Source organism: Mycobacterium asiaticum DSM 44297 (assembly GCF_000613245.1).
Classification (GTDB): domain Bacteria; phylum Actinomycetota; class Actinomycetes; order Mycobacteriales; family Mycobacteriaceae; genus Mycobacterium; species Mycobacterium asiaticum.
In genome coordinates this window covers 480,433-501,958 of the sequence record NZ_HG964939.1, presented here as the reverse complement: position 1 = coordinate 501,958, position 21,526 = coordinate 480,433, and the positions used below count along the sequence as shown (strand labels likewise).

Sequence of the window (21,526 nt, the reverse complement as noted above, 5' to 3'; positions counted from 1 at the left end):
AACCCGCTGGACGGGGCCCGGCTGGACTCGGTGGGCCGCGCGGTGCCCGGCGTGGAGCTACGGGTGGTCTCGCTGCAGACCGGTGAGCAGGTCGGTCCCGGCGAAGTCGGTGAAATACAGGCGCGGTCGGATTCGCTGATGGCTGGTTACCTGCCCGAGACGGCCACGGCCGACGCGCTCTGTAGCGGCTGGTACCGCACCGGGGACGTCGGCTGGCTCGACGGGGGCGGCTGGTTGCGGATCACCGATCGCCTCAAGGAAATGATCAAGGTGCGCGGGTTCCAAGTCGCACCCGCTGAAATCGAGACCGTCCTGCACGGTCATCCGGGGGTCAAGGACTGCGCGGTCTTCGGAGTGCCCGACGGCCTCAACGGAGAAGCCGTCGTCGCCGCCGTTGCCGCCCAAACCCCCTGTGAAAGCCCTGATTTCGCTGCGGAGCTGACAGCCCGGGTGGCAGCGCAGCTGGCGTCCTACAAACGTCTGAGCCGGGTGGTGTTCGTCCCGGAGATTCCTCGCCTGCCGTCGGGCAAGGTGCTGCGCAGAGTGCTCAAGGAGAGCTATGGATGTACGTCTGACCGCTGAACAACAGCAATTGCGCGACGCCGCAGCCAAGCTGGCCGACGACCTCGGCCCAGCGGCGGTGCAGGACCTGGCCGACCAGAGCCGGATCACCCGGCTGGACAAGCAGATCGCCTTGACCGGTTGGCGCTCGCTTCGCTCGGATGAGGCATCGGGGGTCGAAGTGGCCATCGTTGCAGAGGAATTCGGGCGCCGACTCCTCGACGCACCGTTTCTGGGTCCGGTGCTGGCCGACGATCTTTCACGCCACCTCGACGGCGAGATCGATTCCGCGACAATCGCCGTGGACGATCTGGCCGTCGACGCCCGCGGCTACCGGCGGGCCCTGCTGCTGTCCGGCACCACGGTGCTGGCCGACGAGATCACCGGCGACGGTGGCGGCGCAGACCTTACCCGGGTCTCCGCGACGCTCTCCGGATCGCCCGCCCCGTTGGGCGAGATCCCCGCCGCGGCCGCCGACCGTTGGCTGGCCCTCGCCCTGGTCGGCACGGCCGCGGACCTCGTCGGGTCGGCACGCGGCGCACACGCGGTCGCCTGCGACTACGCGAAAATCCGCGAACAGTACGGCAAATCGATCGGTTCCTATCAAGCCGTGGCACACCTGCTGGCCGAAAGCCTCGCCTTGATCGAGGGCTCGGTGAGCGTCTTGCGCCATGCCGCATGGGCCGTGGACGAACTGGATCCGACCGAAGCCATCCAGGCGGCCCGGGTGGCGAAGGTCTACTGTGCCCGGGCCACCCGAACCGTGTGCGAGACCGCGATTCAGGTGCACGGCGGCATCGGCAACACCTGGGAATGCCTGGTGCACGTGTACTTGCGCCGGGCGCTCACATCAACCGAGCTGTGGCCGGTCAGCCTGAAGGAGGTCGCTCGTGGACTTTCGTGACTCTGCCCAGGAAGCCGAGTTCCGGGATCGGCTCCGGTCCTGGTTGTCTGTGCACGCCAAGGAGTTTGGCGGGTCGGGTGACGAGTACTGGGCCCGCCAGGCGCAGTGGCACCGCGCATTGTACGAAGAGGGATTCTTCGGGCTGTCCTGGCCGCGTGAATACGGCGGCCGGGAGCTGCCGCCGGTGTACGACGTGATCGTCGACGAGGAATTGGCCCGGGCCGGCGCACCGCCGCGGCCCAGTGTCGGCTACCTGGTCTTCGGGATCGGCCGGCACGGCAGCGACGCACTGCGGCAACGGTTTCTGCCCGGCATCATCAACGGCACCGAGCGCTGGTGCCAGGGTTTCAGCGAACCGGGCGCCGGGTCGGACCTGGCGTCGCTGACCACCACCGCCACCCGAGACGGCGACAATTACGTCATCCACGGGCACAAAATCTGGACCAGCTATTCCGACGTCGCCGACTGGTGCCTGCTGCTGGCCCGCACCGATCCGGACGCCAAACGGCATCGTGGGCTCTCAGCATTCGTCCTCGGCATGAAACAGCCTGGCGTGCAACAGCGTCCGCTACGCATGATCAACGGTGTCACAAACGAGTTCGGCCAGGTGTTCTTCGACGGCGCCACGGTGCCGGCCGATCGGATGGTGGGCGCGCCGGGTGACGGCTGGGCCGTCGCCATGACCGTGGTTGGCCACGAACGCGAACCGTCCACACTGGGTTACGCGGCGCGCTACAACAAGCTGGTGCGAGAGTTGGTGGCCCGCAGCGACGGTGAGGTCCACGACGACGTGGCGTGGGCCGCGGTCGAAGCGCAGATGCTGACGCACCACGTGCGGCGCCGACTGTCCGAACAACTTGACGGGGTGTCCCACGGTCCCGAGGGCTCCCTGGACAAACTGCTGATGACCTGGGTGGAACAATCCGTGGGGCACGCCGCGCTGGCGGTCGGCGGAACCCGCGACCCGGATCTGCTCAGCGCCTACCTGTACAGCCGCGCGCAGAGCGTGATGGGCGGGACATCACAAATACAGAAGAACATCATCGCCGCACGAATCCTGGGATTGGGAGTCTGAATGTATGACATGCCAAGCGAAATCGACGTCCGAACCGACGGCGCGCTGCGCATCATCACGCTCAACCGCCCGGACGACCTGAACGCCGTCAACGACAACCTGCACGTCGGACTGGCCCGACTGTGGCAGCGGCTCACCGACGATGCCTCGGCCCGTGCCGCGGTGATCACCGGCAGTGGCAAAGCCTTCTCGGCCGGTGGCGATTTTGCCTATCTCGCCGAGCTGGCCGAGGATGCCGAGTTGCGCGCCAAGACCATTCGCGACGGTCGGGAGATAGTGCTGGGCATGGCCCGCTGCCGGATTCCGGTTATCGCGGCCGTCAACGGGCCCGCGGTCGGGCTCGGCTGCAGTCTGGTAGCGCTCAGCGACCTGGTGTTCATCGCCCCCGACGCGTTCCTGGCCGATCCGCACGTACAGGTGGGCCTGGTCGCCGCCGACGGCGGACCACTGACCTGGCCGCTGCACATCAGCCTGCTGCTGGCCAAGGAATATGCCCTTACCGGCACCAGGATTCGTGCCGAGCGGGCCGTCGAACTCGGGCTGGCCAACCACGTGGTCGACGATCCGGTCGCCGAAGCCATCGCCTGCGCGAAGCGCATCATGGAGCTACCCCAGCAAGCGGTGGAAAGCACCAAGCGGGTACTCAACATCCATCTTGAGCGCGCCGTGCTCGCCAGCCTGGACTACGCCCTGTCCGCCGAGCATCAGTCGTTCGTGACCGAGGACTTCCGTTCGATCGTGAGCAAGCTCAACGCCGGCAAGAACTAGACGGCCGCGGATCGGGGTCGCGAACCAAACCACACTGCGAGATTCTGCGGGAAATGTCGCAGTGCGGTTCGGTTCGTGAACGGATTCAGCCCAGCGACACCAGGTCGGCGACGGAATCGCGGGGCAGGTCGTCACTGCTGACCGCAGTGATCACGGCTTCGGTGAGCTCGATCGCGCCGCCGTGGTTGTCCAGGAAGGCGGTGTCGGCGGCGTCCCGTCCGGTGGCGATCCGCACCATCGTCTGCCGCGGCGCCAAACAGGTCGCATCCACCACCCGCCACTGTCCGTCGACCAGCGCTTCGGCCACCGCATGGAAATCCATCGGCTGACAGCCGGGCGCGTACACCGCCACCAGCCGGGCGGGGACATTGACCGCCCGCAACAGCGCGACCACCAGATGCGCATAGTCGCGGCACACACCGGCCCCGGCCAGCAGCGTGTCTGTGGCGCCGTCGATCGGATCACTGGATCCCGGAACGTATTTCAACCGCGTCCCGACCCAGGACGACACCTTTTCCAGCAGGGTCACCGAGTTGGTGTATTGGCCGAACTCGGTGGCCGCGAAGCCGAAGAACTTGTCCGACTCGGCGTAACGGCTGGGGCGCAGATACGTCGAGATGTCGATGTCGTTGACCGGCAGCGGGTCGGCCGTGCCCACGACGGTGGCCTCATAGTTGACCCGCAGTTCGCCCACCCCGACCTCGGCGGCGTGGATCCGGGTGCCGTGCTGTCCGCTGATCTCCCGTAACGAGATCGGCTTGCCGTCCAGGGTGGCCGTCAACGACTCGTTCACTTCCAGTCCCGGCAGGGTTGCGGCGGTGATCTGAAACTCCAACGAAGTCGGATCGGTCACCTTGACCCCCAGGCTCGCCGCGACCTCACGCTTCATCGACGCGCCCCCTTTGTTCCGAATCCGTCGTAGCTTCATCGTTTGCAGCCAATCACGCTGCGTCTATACCCGCATCTCGTGGCTTGTCAATCAAGCGTCGTGCCAGCGAAGAAATTCGCGCATCACCGCGTCGAATTTCTGTGGCTCTTCGATGAACGGCAGGTGGGCGCTGTGCTCGAAGAACTCGAACCGCGAGCCGTCGATGGTTTCGTGCATCTCGCGCATCTCGTCCGGGGAACATTCGTCGAACCGGCCCGCCAGCAACAAAGTGGGAAGCGCGATCTCGCGCAACCGATCGCGCACGTCCCAGTCCCGGATGGTCCCGACGATGTGAAAGTCACTGGGGCCGAACATCGTTTCGAAGATCTCGGTCCCCATGTTCTGGAATGCCCGATAGAGATCGTCCGGCCACGGCAGTGCGCGGCACAGAAATGTCTCATTCCAGGTCATGATCGCAGCCTGATACTCCGCGTCGCTGGTGGTTCCGGCCGCCTCGTGACGATCGATCGCGTCCTGCGTCGACACGTCCAACTGCGACTTCAGCCGCGTCACGTGCTCGGCGAACCGGGGTATCGAGGCGGTGCTGTTGGAAATGGTCAGGCTGACAGCACCGGACGGCACGTCGAGCACGTACTGCTGGGCCAGCATGCCGCCCCAGGAGTTGCCGAAGATGTGGTAAGCGTCCAACCCCAATCCTCGGATGACGGCGTCCATCTCGGCCACCGAGCGCTCCATCGTCCATAAGGACCGGTCGGCCGGCCGGTCGGAATTCCCGCAGCCCAACTGATCCCAGAACACGACCGGCCGCTCATCAGCCAGACGCTCGAGGGAACTGAGGTAGTAATGCGGCAGTCCCGGACCGCCGTGCACCACGAGCAGTGGCAACCCGGGCGTTCCCGCGCTCGTCGGGCCCACCCGCTTGAACCAGACCGTGCCGCCGGGCACCTCGATCGTGCTCACCCGACACTTCCTTGCAACTCAGACTCTCGCGATGAGAGAATAGTGTTCTCGTTTCTTGGTTTTCTGAAGTGGAGATAGCCCGTGCCCGACGACGTCATCCTAGGTGAGGACACCTCGACGGTCGTCGAGGTAGCCGATGCCTAGCATCACGATGGACGTCGCCGATCTGATTGCCCGAGCACGCAGTGGCTCGCCACGCGCCGCCGGCCGGCTGCTGAGCTTGGTCGAGAGCGACCGCCGCGACGAGGTGCTGGCCGTCGTCGGCCCCTCCTCCGATGTACGGGTCATCGGGATCACCGGCCCACCGGGTGCCGGCAAATCGACGACGATCGCGGCGTTGGTCGGCGCGTACCGGGAGCAGGGCCGGCGGGTGGCCGTGTTGGCGGTGGACCCTTCGTCACCGTTCAGCGGGGGCGCGCTATTGGGCGACCGCATCCGAATGACCGCGCACATCAACGACTCTGACGTCCTGATCCGTTCGGTGGCCAGCCGGGGACATCTCGGCGGCCTGGCGGCGGCCGTACCCGCGGCGATCCGGTTGGTCGGCGCCATTGGGTACCACGTGGTCCTGCTGGAAACCGTGGGTGTGGGCCAATCCGAGATCGAGATCGCCGCCGTTGCCGATCCGACGGTCGTCATCCTCAATCCGGGAGCGGGCGACGCGGTGCAGGCCGCGAAGGCGGGTCTGCTGGAAGTCGCCGACGTCGTGGTGGTCAATAAAGCCGACCGCGACGGCGCGGCGCAGACGGTACGGGACCTGCGGGCGGAAACCGCCGCCCCGATCGTGAGTCTCGTCGCCGCCCGCGGCGACGGCCTGCCGGACCTGGTAGCCGCGATCGAGGCTCATCATCGCGCCGACAACCGCACTCGTCGGTTGGCCCGTGCCCGCGCGCAGATCCTGTCCCTGGCCCAGACGTTACTGCGCAACCGGACAGACCTCGACCTCCTCGCCGAGGCGGTGGTGGACGGCCGGGACGACCCGTATGCGGCCGCCGCCCGACTGTTATCACCTGCGCCGCAACAGGACTGAGCGGCAACTAGTTCAGCAGCCCCTGGCGCATCGCTTCGGCGACGGCGGCGGCGCGGTCACTGACTCCGAGCTTCTCGTAGAGGCGCTGCACATGAGTTTTGACGGTCGACGGTGCCACATAAAGCTCGCCGGCGATCGCCGGAATGCTTTGGCCGCGCGCGATACGGTTGAGCACCTCGCGTTCGCGCGCGCTGAGCACCGGAGCGCTCGGTGCGGCGCGCTGGCGGATCTCGCCGGCCAGTCCGCCGACCAGTGCGGGGGCCACCACGTCACGGCCCTCGGCGCAATCGAGTACCGCTTTGACGATCTCTGTGCGGGTCGAATCCTTCAACAGGAATCCGGCGGCGCCCTGTTGCAGAGCCTGGTACACGATCGCCGACTCGTCGTGCGCGGATATCAGCAATACTCGGGTCGGCAAGTCGTTGCTACGCACCGCCGCGGCCACCTGCGCGCCGTCCATCTTGGGCATGCGGTAATCGAGCAGGGCGACGTCCGGCAAATGCTCCTTGATCAATTCGAGGGCGGCCGAACCGTCATCCGCCTCACCGACGACGTTCACCGAACCGCTCAGCGAAAGCGCGCGCACCACACCCTCACGGAACAACGGGTGATCATCGCCGACCACCACCCGCACTTTTTCAGGCGTCCCCGCGCCGACCATGGCGAAAGTGTAGCGGCTGCCGGCAAAGGCCGAACGGATCCGGCTGAGTACGGTAGGTCCGTGGCGACCAGTGACGTCGAACTGGACCGGGTGCGCCGGGTGCACCAGCTGAGGTCCTACCGCATAGCCTCGGTTCTAAGGATCGCCGTAGCGGGACTCATGGTCGCCGCCATGCTCATCGGAACCCGGCGCTCGGAATGGGCCCAGCAAAGCATCTTGATCGGTGCGTACGCCTTCACCGCAGTGTGTTCGCTGTTGCTGGCGTACCGCCCGTCCCGGCGGTTGATCGGCGTGGGCTCGTTGGACGAGATGCGCCGCCTGGAGCCGTTCGCCTTCACCGCGATCGACGTGGTGGCGCTGACGGGATACCAATTGCTGTCCACCGACGGCATCTACCCTTTGCTGATCATGACGCTGCTGCCGGTGCTGGTGGGCCTCGATGTCTCGACTCGGCGGGCCGCTGTGGTGCTGGCCTTCACCCTGGTCGGTTTTGCACTCGCTGTCGTCCAGGACCCGGTCATGGTCCAGACGATCGGTTGGCCCGAGGCCGTCTTCCGGTTCGCGCTGTATGCGTTCCTGTGTGGCACCGCACTGGTGGTGGTGCGTATCGAGGAGCGGCACGCGCGCTCGATTGCCGGGTTGAGCGCGTTGCGCGAGGAGTTACTGGCGCAGACGATGACGGCTTCGGAGGAGTTGCAGCGCCGGATCTCCGAATCCATTCATGACGGACCCCTGCAGGACGTGCTGGTCGCCCGCCAGGAGCTGATCGAACTGCAGAGTGACGACCCGGACGACGAGCGGGTGAACCGCGCGTTGGCGGGGTTGCAGAATGCCTCGGAACGGTTGCGCCAGGCCACTTTCGAGCTGCACCCTGCGGTTCTCGAGCAGGTCGGGCTGGGCGCGGCGGTGCGACAGTTGGCCGGGTTCACCGCCGCCCGCTCAGGCATCGAAATCAGCACTGACATCGACTATCCGATCCGCGACGACATCGATCCGATTGTGTTCGGCGTGGTCCGCGAATTGCTGTCCAACGTGGTGCGTCACGCCCGCGCCCAACACGCCTCGGTCAGCCTGCAGATCAACGGTGAGAGTTGTGTGCTGGATGTGGCCGACGACGGCGTGGGGGTCAACGACGACACCATGGCGCGACGGCTGGGGGAGGGGCACATCGGACTCGCCTCGCACCGCGCCCGCGTCGACGCCGCCGGCGGCACGTTCCTCTTCCTACCCACCCCGGCGGGCACGCACGTCCGTGTGCAGTTGCCGGTCAGGGTTTGACGGACTCGCCGGTAGCCGCCGCGTAGCCGGCCCGATACCCGAATACCATTGCCGGGCCGATGGTTCCGCCGGCACCGCCGTATGCCCGGCCGGTGGCCCCGGCCATCGCGTTGCCCGCGGCGAACAGTCCGGCGATGGGTTGGCCGTTGACATGCAACACCCGGCCGTCGCGATCGGTCCGCGGGCCGCCCTTGGTGCCCATCGCGCCGATGTGCACCGGCACCGCGTAGTAGGGGGCGGTGTCAATGGGGCCCAACGTCTTTCCGGCCAGGGTCGTCGCGCGATCGTCGCCCCAGTAGCCGTCGTACGCGCTGGAGCCGCGACCGAAGTCGGGATCGGCACCGGCGGCGACATTGCGGTTCCACTGCTCGACGGTACGGGACAGACCCGCCGCGTCGATGCCTGTTTTCGCGGCCAGCTCGGCGAGGGTGGCCGACTCGCAGAACCAGTCCGGCACCGGTTCGCCCGGTGCGATGCCGAGAAATCCGTAGTTGCGCAGATGAATTGCGTCGAACACCATCCAGCCGCGGTCATTCACGTAGCCGCCGCGCGGGTCGAGGTAGTGAAAGGCACCGGCCATCGAGTTGTAGTCACATGCCTCGTTGACGAACCGCCGACCGGCCTGATTGACGATGATGCTGCGCGGGCGGGTCCGTTCCAATCGCACACTGCGGCTGCGCCGCCTGCCCTCGATGGTGTCGTTCGGGATCCGCACGATCGGCACCCACCACGCCTCACCCATGTTCGCCAGGTCCGCACCGAGCGCCATGGCCATGCGCAACCCGTCGCCGGTGTTGTTGGGCGGCGACACGGCGCCGTGCATGGGCCCACGCAGAAAAGCTTGCACCAGAACGGGATCCCATTCGAATCCGCCGGTGCCCAGGATAATCCCGCGGCGCGCGCGGACGTTCATGCTTGCCTCTGGCCCGGCAATCCGCACCCCCGCGACACCCTCGGAGTCGCCGATCAGTTCGGTGGCGCGCGAGTGGGTGCACGGGGCCACCCCCAGGTCCAGCAGACCCTTCAGCAGACCGGCGATCAGCGCCGTTCCGGCCACACACAGGTCGCCGGCGCGCTCCACCTCGGCGTGCAGCCGGGCCCGGGTCTCCGCGTCGAACCCGACGTTGGACCAGTCGGCGGGGAACGCGGTGATGCGGGTGGCCCAGTCACCGAGCTGGCCAAGGTCGAACGGCGCCGCCCCCAGCGAACGACCACCCGTCGGCTGCCCACCCGGCAACTCGGGCTGGTAGTCGGGGAAGCCGGTGGCCACCTCGAACCGCAGGCCGCTGTGGTCCTCGACGAAGTCGAGCATCGACGGGCCGGTCCGCACGAACGTGTCCACGAGCGCGTCGTCCATCGAGCCGAACGACTGTGCGCGCAGATACCGCAAGGCGTCCTCGACCGTCAAATCCCGGTCCGGACAACGGTTGTGGGCGGGGATCCACGCGATGCCACCCGAGACGGCAGTGGTTCCGCCGACGGTGGCCGCCTTTTCGTACACCTGAACCGTGGCACCGGTCGCCGCCGCGGTCAGGGCGGCCGTCAGACCGGCGGCACCACTACCGAGCACGACGACGTCGTATTCCTGATCCCAGTCAGTATCCCAGTCAGTCAAAAGGCTTGGTCCTTTCAGCTCAGGAGCGCGGACAACCGCGCTGCGGCCTGGATGACGGCGTCCTTGCCACGCATCACCACGTCTTCCCGATGCGAGATCAAGTTGATGCACGTCGGCGGCGACGGCGCGGGGCGATGCACCGGCACCGCGAGGCCATAGGTGTTCGGTTCGATTTCACCGTGCGTGGTGATCCAGCCGCGCTGGCGCGCTTCGGTGACCAGACCGCGCTCGGCCGGCCGCGGGGGCATGCTCGCCAGTAGCGCGATCCCGGCCGCACCCCGATCCAGCGGGTAGCGGCTGCCCTCGTGGAAGGCGAGTTGGTAGGCGACCTGAGTCGGCACGATCACCGCGATCGCGACCTGCTCCTCGCCCTCGGCCACCAGCAAGGACACGGTGGTGCCGAGCTCGTCGGCCAGCGCCCGCAGTGTCGGCAGGCAGAGCTGGCGCACGTTGTGGTCGAACGATGCACCCAGTGTGGCGAGCCCGGCGGCCGGCCGGTAGCGGCCGTCCTCACCCTTGGCTACCAACCGGAATTGGGCCAGGGTCGTCAGCAGTCGGTACGCGATGGTGCGGTGCACTCCCACCTGGTCAGCGACTTCCTGCATGGTCAGCCCGGTCGAGGAGGCCGCGACCAGTTGCAGCGCGGTGAGTCCCCGGGCAAGCGTCTGCGAACCCGTCACGCTCTTGACAGACCCCCGGGCGAGAGCCAAGCTCTATATATAACGCACATTAGTGTGCGATATTAGCACACAAGATGTCCGAAAACGAGAACCGGATTTCCGGCAAGAAGGAACCGTGACGGAGTTCGAGAGCGTCTGGAGCGACCTGCAGGGCGTTGAGTTTTCCCAGGGCTACCTCAACGCGGGCGGCGTGCGCACCCGCTACCTGCGCGCCGGCGAGCCAGGCAAGCCGGTGCTGGTGTTGTTGCACGGCTCCGGTGGTCACGCCGAGGCCTATGTGCGGAACCTGGCCGCGCACGCCGAGCATTTCTGGACGTGGTCGATCGACATGCTCGGGCACGGGTACACCGACAAACCCGGCCACCCGCTGGAGATCCGGCACTACGTCGAGCACCTGATGGCCGTGGTGCGCAGCATCGGGGCCGACCGGATCAAACTCAGTGGTGAGTCGCTGGGCGGTTGGGTCGCCGCGCGTGCCGCCGTGGACCATCCGGACGTCATCGACCGACTGGTGCTCAACACCGCCGGTGGCTCACAGGCCGACCCGGCGGTGATGAAACGAATCATCACTCTGTCGATGGCCGCTGCCGAGAACCCGACCTGGGAGACCGTGCAGGCACGCATCAAATGGTTGATGGCCGACAAGTCCAAGAACTACGACGACCTGGTCGCCAGCAGACAACGCATCTACCGTCAGTCCGGATTCGTCTCGGCGATGCGCGACATCATGGCGCTGCAGGATCCGGAGATCCGGGCCCGAAACCTGTTGGGCCCGGCGGAGTACGGTTCGATCACCGCGCCCACCTTGGTCCTGTGGACGAGTGATGACCCCACCGCCGATGTGCCCGAGGGTCGCCGCATCGCGTCGATGATTCCGGGGGCTAGGTTCGAGGTGATGCCGGGCTGCGGTCACTGGCCTCAGTACGAAGACGCCAAGACCTTCAACCGGTTGCACCTCGACTTCCTGCTGGGGCGTTGATGGCCGGCCCGGGCTTCGACGTGGTCGTCGTCGGCGCCGGCCCCGTCGGCCTGACCCTGGCCAACATTCTTGGCCTGCACGGCATTCGGACCCTGGTGGTGGACGAACGTTCGACGCTCATCGACTATCCCCGCGGGGTCGGCCTGGACGACGAGGCGTTGCGCACCTTCCAGTCGATCGGATTGGTCGACAACGTGCTGCCGCACACCGTTCCGAACCAGATCCTGCGCTTCTATGACGCCAAGCGCCGAGTGCTCGCCGAAATGGCGCCGCCGGACGCGCGTTTCGGCTGGCCTAAGCGCAACGGCTTCGTGCAGCCGCTGGTCGATGCCGAATTGCTGCGCGGGCTGGACAGATTCGACCACGTGCAGGTGTGGTGGAACCGCCCGATGGCCTCCTGCACCCAGGACGCCGACGCGGTGACCGTCACCCTCGGTGGCAACGACGACACCACCATGGTGCGCGCGCGGTATGTGGTGGGCTGCGACGGTGGGCGCAGCATGACTCGCGGCATGATGGGCGTTTCCTTCGACGGCACCACGTCACCGACCCGGTGGCTGGTGGTCGACATCGCCAACGACCCGCTGGGCCACCCGAACAGCGAGGTGGGTGCCGACCCGGAGCGCCCGTACGCGTCGATATCGATCGCGCACGGAATCCGCCGCTTCGAGTTCATGATTCACGCCCACGAGACAGATGAGCAGGCCGAGGACCCGGCGTTTCTGAGGCAGATGCTGGCGCGCATGGTGCCGCATCCAGATCGCGTCGAGGTGATCCGGCGGCGGGTCTACACCCACCACTCGCGGATCGCCGGTGCCTTCCGTGCCGACCGGATGCTGCTGGCGGGAGATGCGGCCCATCTGATGCCGGTCTGGCAGGGGCAGGGCTACAACAGCGGCATCCGGGACGCCGCCAACCTGGGCTGGAAGCTCGCCGCGGTGGTCAGCGGCCAGGCCGGTGACGCGTTGCTGGACACCTACGACGTCGAGCGGCGCAAGCACGCCCGAGCCATGATCGACCTGTCGACAATGGTGGGCCGGGTCATCTCCCCGACCAACCGCAGGGTAGCGGGCGCGCGTGACGTGCTCATTCGATCCGTGTCGATCGTGCCGTCGCTCAAGCGGTATGTGCTGGAGATGCGGTTCAAACCGATGCCTCGTTACGAGCACGGCGCCGTCCTGCACGACCGGCCGGAATCACCGGCTGGGACGTTGTTCGTGCAGCCCCGGGTCGATACCCGGACCCAGCAAGACGTGCTGCTCGACGACGTGTTGGGCCCCTGGTTCGCGGTGATGTGCTGGAACAACAACCCCCGCCAGATCCTCGGCGAACCGGCATTCGCGCAATGGAAAGCTCTGGGCGCGCGGTTCTTTGCGCTCCGGCCGCTGACGCAGCTGCACTGGACCGGCCAGGACGATCCAGACGTGGTCATCGTTGGTGATCGCTCGGGCGGGCTCAAAGCCTGGTTCGACGCCCACGAGGAATCGGTGGTGTTTCTGCGCCCGGATCGGTGCATCGCCGGCGCGTGTATCGCCCAGCGGTCGCCCGAATTGAGCGCGGCACTGATCGATGCCCTGACGCTGACACCGAGAGGGGGTGAAATCGACAGTGCCACTGGCTCTTTGCTGTATGTCGCACAGCCCGCTGCTGAATCTACCGGGGCCGCCGCGGGATCTGCTTGACGATGTCGACGCCGCGATCGCCCAGGCGCGGGAGTTCGTCACCGCCTACGACCCGGAGCTCGTCGTCATCTTCGCCCCAGATCACTACAACGGATTCTTCTACAAGGTGATGCCGCCGTTCTGTATCGGCATGCAGGCCAACAGCGTCGGCGATTACGGCACCCACGCAGGCCCACTCGATGTTGCCCAGGACATCGCCGAAGCCTGTGCCAAAGCGGTCCTTGCCGAGGGGGTGGACGTGGCGGTGTCGGCCAGCATGGACGTCGACCACGGCACGGTTCAGCCGCTGGAGAAGCTGCTGGGCGCGGCGACCGCGCGTCCGGTGATACCGATTTTTGTCAACGCTGTCGCGGCCCCGTTGGGACCGCTGCATCGGTGTCGCGCACTGGGCACCGCGGTCGGCAACTTCCTGGCCGCCCTCGAACGAAGGGTACTGGTGCTCGGATCCGGTGGCCTGTCGCACAGCCCCCCGGTGCCCACCCTGGCCACTGCCGGTCCGGCGGTGCTGGAGCGCATCGTGCATGGCCGGCCGATGACCACCGAGCAGCGCCAGGCCCGGCAGGCTCAGGTGATCGAGGCCGCCAAGGAGTTCGCCGACGGTACCGGTGCGTTGCAGGCCCTCAACCCGGCCTGGGACCAGCGCTTCCTCGATATCGTCGACAGCGGGCATCTCGCCGATCTGGACCACTGGTCGAATGCCTTCGTCACCCACGAGGGCGGCAGCTCCGCACATGAAATCCGCACCTGGATAGCGGCTTTCGCGGCACTGGCGACGGCCGGCCCGTACCGGACCACGGTGCGTTACTACCGGCAGGCGGCCGCGCTGATCGCCGGGTTCGCCGTCCGGACGGCGGTGCCCGCCGAATGACCGCCGCAGCCGGCTTCGACCGGGTCGTCGACGTGCTCGTCGTCGGATCCGGCGCGGGCGGCATGACCGCGGCCCTCACGGCGGCGGCCGCCGGGCTGGATGTACTGGTCATCGAAAAGTCCCCGCAGTTCGGTGGTTCCACTGCGCTGTCCGGCGGCGGCATCTGGGTGCCGGGCGCACCCGCACAGCGCAGGGCGGGCTACTCGCCCGACCCCCAAGCGGTCGTGCAGTACCTGCGGCAGATCACCGACGGACTGGTCAGCGATGCCCGACTCCGGCAGTACGTCGAATCGGCGCCGCGGATGCTCGAGTTTCTGGAAGGCCTCAGCCCGTGGCTCGAATTCGTCTGGAAACCGGGCTATGCCGACTACTACCCGGAATTGCCGGGCGGATCCAAACTCGGCAGCACCATCAACGTGCCGCCCATCGACCTCCGTCGGCTCGGCGATGACGAAGACAAGCTGTTACAACCGCTGGCACTGGCGCCGAAGGGAATCTGGCTGGGGCCCATGGAACTTCGGTCCTTTTACCGGATTCGGCAGTCCTGGGCCGGTAAAGCCGTACTGCTGAAGCTGATCGCGCGAATGGTCCGGGCCAGGGTGTTCGACGAGCGGATCGCCGCCATCGGGCAGTCGCTGGCCGCACGACTGCGGCTGGCGCTGCGAGACGGCGGCGTACCGCTATGGCTGAACACGCCGATGATCGAACTGCGCACCGACGCCGACGGATCGGTGGTCGGGGCACTAGTGGACCGCGGCGGCACGCCACTGCGGATCGGTGCACGGCGCGGGGTCATCCTGGCCTCCGGCGGCTTCGACCACGACATGGCCTGGCGCAAAGAGCATCAGCCGGTGGTGGACCAGGATTGGAGCTTTGGCAACCCGGCCGCCACCGGCGATGGTATCCGCGCCGGCCAACAGGTGGGTGCCGCTACCGACCTGCTCGACGAAGCGTGGTGGTTTCCGGCCATCCAATGGCCGGACGGGCGAATGCAATTCATGCTCAACGAGCGGATGATGCCCGCCCAGTTCATCGTCAACGGGGACGGGAAGCGGTTCATCAACGAGGCGGCGCCCTATATGGACTTCGGCCACGCCATGATCGAAGGCCAGAAGACCGGCGTGACGCACATCCCGTGCTGGCTGATCACCGACCACCGATCGTTCAACCGCTATGTCGTCGGCGGCCACCTGCCGATACCGAAGGTTCCCGGCGCGCCGGTGCCCACCGGGCGCAAGGTACCCAAGGCTTGGCTGAACTCCGGCGTCGTCAAGGCCGCTTCGACGTGGGAGGAGCTGGCCGCCAAGATAGGTGTACCGGCGCAACAACTTCGGGCTACCGCCACCCGCTTCAACGAACTCGCGCACCGGGGCCACGACGACGACTTCTGCCGCGGCGACAGTGTTTACGACAACTACTACGGCGACCCGACGCTACCCAACCCCAACCTGTACCCGCTCGGCGGCCCACCGTACTACGCGTTCCGCGTGGTGCTGGGCGACCTCGGCACCTCCGGCGGCCTGCGTACCGATGAATTCGCCCGCGTGCTGCGCGACGACGACACCGCGGTACCCGGACTCTATGCGGTGGGCAATACCTCCGCACCGGTGATGGGCCGCAGTTATGCCGGCGCGGGTGCGACCATCGGACCCGCCATGACCTTCGGCTTCGTCGCGGCGAATCACGCGGCGAATCACGCGGCGAATCGCCAAGTCGCACAGGACGCCGGGCTCGATGCAACCCAGACCCCGAATACTCCCAGGAGGTAACGATGAAGATTTCGCTGTTCTACGAGTTCGCGCTGCCGCGCCCCTGGGTGCCCGACGACGAGCGCCAGATGCTGCAGGATTGCCTGGACGAGGTCGAGGCGGCGGACAAGGCCGGCTTTTCCACCGTGTGGCTGACCGAGCACCACTTCCTCGAGGAGTACTGCCATTCCACCGCCCCGGAGATCTTTCTGGCAGCGGCCAGCCAGCGCACCAAGAACATTCGGCTGGGATTCGGCATCATGCATCTCCCGCCTGCGGTCAATCACCCGGCCCGGGTGGCCGAGCGGATCGCCACCCTGGACCTGCTGTCCAACGGGCGCGTGGAGTTCGGCACCGGCGAGTCGTCTTCGGTCGGCGAACTAGGCGGATTCAACATCGATCCCGCCGACAAGCGCGCGCAGTGGGAGGAGGCGCTCGAGGTCTCCATCCGTTGCATGATCGAGGAGCCGTTCTCCGGGTTCAAGGGTGAACACATCCAGATGCCGGCTCGTAACGTCATTCCCAAGCCGCTGCAGAAGCCGCACCCCCCGGTCTGGGTGGCCTGTACCCGCCCGGCCAGCGTGCAGATGGCGGCCCAAAAAGCAATCGGCGCACTGAGTTTCGCCTACACCGGGCCCGGCCCGCTGACCGAGCGGGTCAACGGCTACTACAAGGAATTCGAGGAGAACGGCGTACCCGTCACCCCCGCGATCAACCCGAATATCCTGGCCATCGGCGGGGACCTGTCGATGATGGTCGCCAAGTCCGACGACCTGGCGCTACAACGCCTCGGCAAGGGCGGCGGCTTCTTCTCATTCGGGATCATGCACTACTACATGACCGGTGTGCACACCCCGGGCCGGACCGGCGTCTGGGAACGTTATCTCGAAGAGGTCGAAAAGGACCCGACCCTGGCCTATGGTCCCGGCCGGGGCGCGATCGGATCGCCGGCCACCGTGCGTGAGTTCTTGCGCGGCTACGAAGAAAGCGGTGTGGACGAGATCATTCTGCTACTCAACCCGCGCAGTCACGAAGGCACCATGGAATCCATCGAATTGATGGGCAAAGAGGTGCTGCCCGAGTTCATCGAACGGGATGAAAAGGCGGTTGCCGACAAGGTCGCACGGCTGGCACCGGTCATCGAGAAGGTGGAGGCGCGCCGGCCCGAATCGACGGTGCCGCCGTTCGACGAGAACTACTCGTTCGGTGGGCTGCCGACCGGGCGCGGCGGTAAGTTCACCGCCAGCGAGATCCCGGAGGCGATGGCCGAGATCAACGAGGGCCGGGTGCAGGCGGCGCAGCGGTTGAAAGAGCAGGGCAAGTGACGAAAGCTCGGCCGGCAAGGGAGAGCGGTTGACCCGATACGACGAGCTGTGGCGCTACGACGGCCGTCGTGCCGTGGTGACCGGATGCGCCTCGGGCATCGGCGCACGCGTGGTCTCCGGGCTGACCGAGCTCGGTGCCGAAGTGGTGGGACTGGACAAACGGCGACCCGCGGTCGACCTCAACGCTTTCCATGAAGTCGACCTGGCCGACCCCGCATCGATCGAGCAAGCGGTGGCAGCCGTCGGGGGGCCCGTCGACGTGCTGTTCAACGTCGCGGGTGTCTCCTCGGGAGTCGGCGACCCACACCTTGTCCTCACCGTCAACTTCCTCGGCTTGCGCCATCTCACCGAAGCGGTGATCCCCACGATGACGGTGGGATCGTCGATCGTCAGCGTGTCCTCACTGGCCGCGTCCGGCTACCGCGAGCACCTGCGCGACGTCGCGCCGCTGTTGCGCACCGCGACGATGCAGGAGGGCGCCGAATGGGCCCAGCGTCACCCGGAGACGTTGGGCTCGGGTTACCAACTGGCCAAGGAAGCCGTCATCCTTTACACCATGCGAAGCGCCGCCGCGCTCGGTGCGCGCGGTATCCGGATCAATTGCACCGGCCCGGGGGTCACCGAAACACCGATCCTGGACCAACTCCGGACCGCGTACGGACCGGCATTTCTCGACGACATCCCCAAGCCACTGGGCCGGGTGTCCGATCCAGCGGAACAGGCCGCCGTGCTGCTGTTCTTGAATAGCGCAGCCGCAAGCTATATTTCCGGCCAGGTCGTCTGGGTCGACGGCGGAAACGTCGGCACCGCCATCGCCCATGAACTCGAGGAGGCCTGATGGCCACGATGGCTGATTTTCGCCGGGTCGCCAACGACGTCAGCAACTGGGGCCGGTGGGGCGATGACGACGAGTTGGGGACCCTGAACTTCATCACTCCCGAGAAGGTGCTGCAGGCGGCAAGCCTGGTCCGACACGGCAAGGTCTTCCCGCTAGGTGTGGACTTCGGATCCTCGGGACCCCAAGGGGCCTTTGGCTTCCGGCACAATCCCGTGCACGTGATGACCGTCGACGGGGGAGACGCGAACTCCCTGCTGCAGTACGGGCCCGGTTGGGAGAAGAATCCGACCGCCGCCCAGCTGAGCGGTTACCTCGCCGACAATCCGTTCCGGTTCAACGACGACATGATCATCATGCCGCTGCAGGCCGCCACGCAGTGGGATGCGCTGTCCCACGTGTATTACGAGGACCGGCTTTACAACGGCTTTCCTGCCGATTCGGTGACCAGCCTGGGTGCATTCCACTGCGGCATCGACAAGGTTGACGTCAAAGGCATCACCTCCCGTGGGGTGCTGCTCGACCTGGTGCGGCACCGCGGCGCCGAGGTGTTCCTCGAACACGGCAACCCGATCACCCCGGAGGAACTGGACGACGTTGTCCGCGCACAGGGCGTTCGGATCGACAGTGGCGACATCGTGCTGGTCCGAACCGGCTGGTGGGCAAGGTTTCTGCACACCGGCGACAAGGTCGAGCCCTATTCCGGCCTGGATTGGCGTTGCGCGCAATGGCTGCACGACCACGACGTCGCCGCCGTCGCTTCCGACAACCTACAGGTCGAGGATCCGGTGTCCGGCGTCGAAGGCCTGTTCCTGCCTTTCCATCTGCTCTGCCTGCGTGACATGGGCCTGATGCTCGGCGAATATTGGGACCTGACCGCGCTCGCCGCCGACTGCGCCGCGGACGGCGTCTACGAATTCCAGTTGATAGCACCACCGCTGCGCTTCACCGGCGCGGTGGGTTCGCCGGTCAATCCGATCGCGATCAAGTGATGGAGATACACCGCAGAACCATTGAGGTCGACGGCCTGATCACCAGCTACCTAGAAGCCGGTGAGGGTGAACCGGTGGTGCTGTTGCATGGCGGTGAGTTCGGCGCCAGCGCCGATTTAGGCTGGGAGCGAACGATACCCGCGCTTGCCGCACGGTACCGGGTGCTGGCACCCGATCAGCTCGGCTTCGGTCAGTCGGCCAAGGTCATCGACTTCGTCAACAGCAGGGCCATGCGAATCCGGCATGTCGCCCGGTTCTGCCGGCTGCTCGGCGTCGAGTCGGCGCACTTCGCCGGAAACTCGATGGGCGCCATCAATCTGCTCACCGACACGACGTCGGAGGCGCCGTTACTGCCGGTGCGCAGCATGGCGATCATCTGCGGCGGCGGGGAGATTCAGCAGAACCACCACTTCGATGCTTTGCAGCAGTACGACGCCACATTGCCGGCGATGCGCAACATCGTCGAGGCGCTGTTCTACGACGCCGGTTACCCGGCCGACGAGGACTATGTGTGGCGCCGCTACACCTCCAGCACTGCCCCGGGTGCGTGGGAAGCGGTGGCCGCGGCCAGGTTTCGGCGTCCCAACGCCGCTGCAACGGCGGCCCCATCCAGTGCGCGTCCGTACCATCGGATCGGGGTGCCAACGTTGGTCATCGAGGGCGGCGGCGACAAACTCCTTCCGCCGGGCTGGGCCGCGCAGATTGCCGGCCAGATCGACGGTGCGCGATCGGTGGTGGTTCCCCGTGCCGGGCACTGCCCGCAGATCGAACAGGCCGCGGTGGTCAACGAGTTGCTGCTCAACTTTTTCGGCGGCTGACGGGCTCGGCATGGGGCAGACGAGTCGCCGAGACTGAAGATTTGCAGCAAAAGTGCGAGTGCGGACCTGCCAAATTTCAGTCTCGGCGAGTGACCGTCAGAAGACGTAGTCCAGCCGGGTCATCATGCCGGCTTCCTGGTGATAGGTGTTGTGGCAGTGCATAACCCACGTCCCGGGATTATCGGCGATCAGGACGGCGCGCAACTTGCGCTTGGGCAGCACGATGACGGTGTCCTTGCGGGCACCGAGGGTGCCGTCGCTGTTGATCACCTGAAAAGTGTGTCCGTGCAGGTGGATCGGGTGCCACATCATCGTGGTGTTGTCGAAGGTGAGGGTCGGGTGTTCACCTTCCCGGACGTGCAGCGGTCTGGTCCTGCTGTACGGCTCGCCGTTGATGATCCAGTCATATTTGGCCATAGTGCCGCCGAGCACCACCGGTAGGTCGAGGTTGGGCTGGGGGCGACCCAAATTGGCGGAGGTCACCGCGGTGAACATGTCGATGACGCCGACCCGTTTGTTCAACTCGTCCGGCCTGAATTGCGGGTCGGGCGAACTGCCCTTGCCGGTGACCAGCAGTGCGCGCGCCACCGCGTTCTTACCTTCGGCGGATGCGACCAACGGGAACACTCCGTCGGCCGCCGTCACCAGAACGTCGTAGCGTTCGGCCATCCCGATCAACAGAGCGTCAACCTGAGCGGGGACCACCGGATAGCCGTCGGTGTGGGTGACCGTCATCGTGTGTCCCGCCAACGCGACGCGGAACGCGGTATCGGAGGCGACGTTGATGAAGCGGATCCGAATGCGCTGACGGGGCTTGGCATTGAATGTGGTCGCCGCTTCGGGAATTCGCCCGTTGATCAAGTAGTAGGGGTAGGCGATGTCACCGGCGTCACCACCGAGCAGGTCGCTGGTACCGACCTGTCCCGTTCCGCCCATCCCCGGCATCTCGGGCATCCGCGGCATCCCGTTCGCCGGGCTTGCCGACGTGGTCGTCGTGGTGGGCGCACTCGTGGGTGTCGTGGTTGGTGTAGTAGTGGACGTCGGGGACGTCGGGGACGTCGGCGTTGTGGTGGTGGGGGGAGGTTGCATCGTCGGTTTGTTGGGATCGACGAGCGCGTCGTAGAGCTGTTGCGGGGACTTGCCGACGCCGTCGGTCCAATCATCGAGGATGACAATCCATTCGGCGTCGTAGCGGCCCGGCTCGGTCGGATCGTCGATGATGAACGGCAAATACAGGCCTTTGTCCGCGGACAGGCCGGTGTGTGGATGAGCCCAGTAGGTGCCGGCATTCGGCACCGAAAACCGGTAAGTGAAGTCTGCGCCGGCCGGGATGTTGGGGGTGGCGGGTTCGGCGCCGTCCATGTCGTTACGTATCGCGATGCCATGCCAATGCACCGACGTCGGACGATCCAGCTTGTTGGTCACCGAGACCACCACCTCGTCGCCGACGGTTGCCCGAATCAGCGGGCCCGGGACGGCGTCGCCGTAGGCGAACGTGTCGACGATCCGTCCACCGATGTCGACGCGCGCGGGTTTGGGGCGTCAGGGTAGTGGTCACCGTCCGGCCGCTGTGCGGACGCTGGGCCTCGGCCGCCGCGATCGCGGCCGCCATGGGGGACATTGGCGTCTTGTGGCCGCAGGCCGCCAGCGCGAATCCGCCGGCGATACCGGCGGCGAGGAAGCCGCGCCTGCTGAAGCGAACGCTCTCTGAGGGGTAACCGCTGGTCGGCTGCGCCGGCATGGACTGCTCCTCGTCTAGGTCGATTCGTCGAACCAAACGCCTTCCACCCTGCTCAGCGCGGCAGCATACCGCAACCCGACCGGGGGGAACGCGCCCGCCAGATCGCTCTAGACTATA

19 protein-coding genes and 1 pseudogene are annotated in these 21,526 nt (G+C 66.4%); 14 read left to right on the top strand and 6 right to left on the bottom strand.

Annotated elements, in window-relative coordinates:
- The 4 genes from BN972_RS26310 to BN972_RS26295 form a co-directional block, all read left to right on the top strand.
- On the top strand, positions 1-582 hold a 582-nt coding region (locus BN972_RS26310), incomplete at its 5' end, for a class I adenylate-forming enzyme family protein (protein ID WP_036365315.1).
- Positions 560-1,465: an acyl-CoA dehydrogenase family protein gene (locus BN972_RS26305; RefSeq protein WP_036365313.1), complete on the top strand. Its 906-nt coding sequence runs from the start codon at positions 560-562 to the stop codon at positions 1,463-1,465. The genes BN972_RS26310 and BN972_RS26305, both read left to right, overlap by 23 nt.
- A complete protein-coding gene (locus BN972_RS26300) occupies positions 1,452-2,540 on the top strand; it encodes an acyl-CoA dehydrogenase family protein (protein ID WP_036365310.1) in 1,089 nt (362 codons plus the stop codon). The genes BN972_RS26305 and BN972_RS26300 overlap by 14 nt, the downstream gene beginning before the upstream one ends.
- Positions 2,541-3,308 (top strand): enoyl-CoA hydratase/isomerase family protein, encoded by a 768-nt coding sequence (locus tag BN972_RS26295; RefSeq protein WP_036365308.1) that lies wholly within the window; start codon positions 2,541-2,543, stop codon positions 3,306-3,308.
- Between the two features lie 85 nt (positions 3,309-3,393).
- Here the strand turns inward: BN972_RS26295 and BN972_RS26290 are convergent, their stop codons facing one another.
- Together BN972_RS26290 and BN972_RS26285 are read right to left on the bottom strand one after the other, a co-directional pair.
- Positions 3,394-4,197 carry a transglutaminase-like domain-containing protein gene (locus BN972_RS26290; RefSeq protein WP_036365306.1) on the bottom strand — a complete coding sequence of 268 codons (804 nt, stop codon included), beginning with the start codon at positions 4,195-4,197 and terminating at the stop codon, positions 3,394-3,396.
- A 90-nt stretch (positions 4,198-4,287) separates the two neighbouring features.
- The gene (locus BN972_RS26285; RefSeq protein WP_036365305.1) at positions 4,288-5,157 is read right to left on the bottom strand and encodes a proline iminopeptidase-family hydrolase; all 870 of its coding nucleotides are present in this window, start codon (positions 5,155-5,157) and stop codon (positions 4,288-4,290) included.
- A 151-nt stretch (positions 5,158-5,308) separates the two neighbouring features.
- On the opposite strand from BN972_RS26285, the gene BN972_RS26280 reads away from it, so the two are divergent.
- Positions 5,309-6,187 carry an ArgK/MeaB family GTPase gene (locus BN972_RS26280; protein ID WP_036365303.1) on the top strand — a complete coding sequence of 293 codons (879 nt, stop codon included), beginning with the start codon at positions 5,309-5,311 and terminating at the stop codon, positions 6,185-6,187.
- A gap of 7 nt (positions 6,188-6,194) precedes the next feature.
- Here the strand turns inward: BN972_RS26280 and BN972_RS26275 are convergent, their stop codons facing one another.
- Positions 6,195-6,848, bottom strand: coding sequence for a response regulator (locus tag BN972_RS26275; protein ID WP_036365972.1), 654 nt, complete (start codon positions 6,846-6,848; stop codon positions 6,195-6,197).
- A 60-nt stretch (positions 6,849-6,908) separates the two neighbouring features.
- On the opposite strand from BN972_RS26275, the gene BN972_RS26270 reads away from it, so the two are divergent.
- Positions 6,909-8,126, top strand: a complete 1,218-nt coding sequence (locus BN972_RS26270) for a sensor histidine kinase (protein WP_036365300.1) — start codon at positions 6,909-6,911, stop codon at positions 8,124-8,126.
- Here the strand turns inward: BN972_RS26270 and BN972_RS26265 are convergent.
- Both BN972_RS26265 and BN972_RS26260 read right to left on the bottom strand, forming a co-directional pair.
- Positions 8,116-9,741, bottom strand: a complete 1,626-nt coding sequence (locus BN972_RS26265) for an FAD-dependent oxidoreductase (RefSeq protein WP_036365297.1) — start codon at positions 9,739-9,741, stop codon at positions 8,116-8,118. The two genes, BN972_RS26270 and BN972_RS26265, sit on opposite strands and share 11 nt — an antisense overlap.
- A 14-nt stretch (positions 9,742-9,755) precedes the next feature.
- Entirely contained in the window at positions 9,756-10,451 is a 696-nt protein-coding gene (locus tag BN972_RS26260; RefSeq protein WP_051545814.1) for an IclR family transcriptional regulator, read from the bottom strand.
- Positions 10,452-10,536: 85 nt separating this feature from the next.
- On the opposite strand from BN972_RS26260, the gene BN972_RS26255 reads away from it, so the two are divergent.
- Genes BN972_RS26255 through BN972_RS26220 form a run of 8 tightly spaced genes read left to right on the top strand, consistent with a single transcriptional unit; the run spans position 10,537 to position 19,668 of the window.
- Positions 10,537-11,400, top strand: a complete 864-nt coding sequence (locus BN972_RS26255; RefSeq protein WP_036365292.1) for an alpha/beta fold hydrolase — start codon at positions 10,537-10,539, stop codon at positions 11,398-11,400.
- Positions 11,400-13,082: a bifunctional 3-(3-hydroxy-phenyl)propionate/3-hydroxycinnamic acid hydroxylase gene (locus BN972_RS26250; protein WP_036365290.1), complete on the top strand. Its 1,683-nt coding sequence runs from the start codon at positions 11,400-11,402 to the stop codon at positions 13,080-13,082. Before BN972_RS26255 ends, BN972_RS26250 begins: the two co-directional genes overlap by 1 nt.
- Complete coding sequence (locus BN972_RS26245) at positions 13,030-13,950, top strand: 3-carboxyethylcatechol 2,3-dioxygenase (protein WP_036365287.1); 921 nt, start codon at positions 13,030-13,032, stop codon at positions 13,948-13,950. Before BN972_RS26250 ends, BN972_RS26245 begins: the two co-directional genes overlap by 53 nt.
- Entirely contained in the window at positions 13,947-15,719 is a 1,773-nt protein-coding gene (locus BN972_RS26240) for an FAD-binding protein (RefSeq protein ID WP_036365283.1), read from the top strand. The genes BN972_RS26245 and BN972_RS26240 overlap by 4 nt, the downstream gene beginning before the upstream one ends.
- Before the next feature lie 2 nt (positions 15,720-15,721).
- Complete coding sequence (locus tag BN972_RS26235) at positions 15,722-17,023, top strand: LLM class flavin-dependent oxidoreductase (protein ID WP_036365280.1); 1,302 nt, start codon at positions 15,722-15,724, stop codon at positions 17,021-17,023.
- A 28-nt stretch (positions 17,024-17,051) separates the two neighbouring features.
- Positions 17,052-17,861: a coniferyl-alcohol dehydrogenase gene (locus BN972_RS26230; RefSeq protein WP_036365277.1), complete on the top strand. Its 810-nt coding sequence runs from the start codon at positions 17,052-17,054 to the stop codon at positions 17,859-17,861.
- The gene (locus tag BN972_RS26225) at positions 17,861-18,850 is read left to right on the top strand and encodes a cyclase family protein (RefSeq protein WP_036365274.1); all 990 of its coding nucleotides are present in this window, start codon (positions 17,861-17,863) and stop codon (positions 18,848-18,850) included. Before BN972_RS26230 ends, BN972_RS26225 begins: the two co-directional genes overlap by 1 nt.
- Positions 18,850-19,668, top strand: a complete 819-nt coding sequence (locus tag BN972_RS26220) for an alpha/beta fold hydrolase (RefSeq protein WP_036365273.1) — start codon at positions 18,850-18,852, stop codon at positions 19,666-19,668. The genes BN972_RS26225 and BN972_RS26220 overlap by 1 nt, the downstream gene beginning before the upstream one ends.
- A gap of 96 nt (positions 19,669-19,764) precedes the next feature.
- On the opposite strand, the pseudogene BN972_RS26215 reads toward BN972_RS26220, so the two are convergent.
- Positions 19,765-21,409 (bottom strand): annotated as a pseudogene (locus tag BN972_RS26215) (multicopper oxidase family protein).
- Positions 21,410-21,526: the final 117 nt, after the last annotated feature.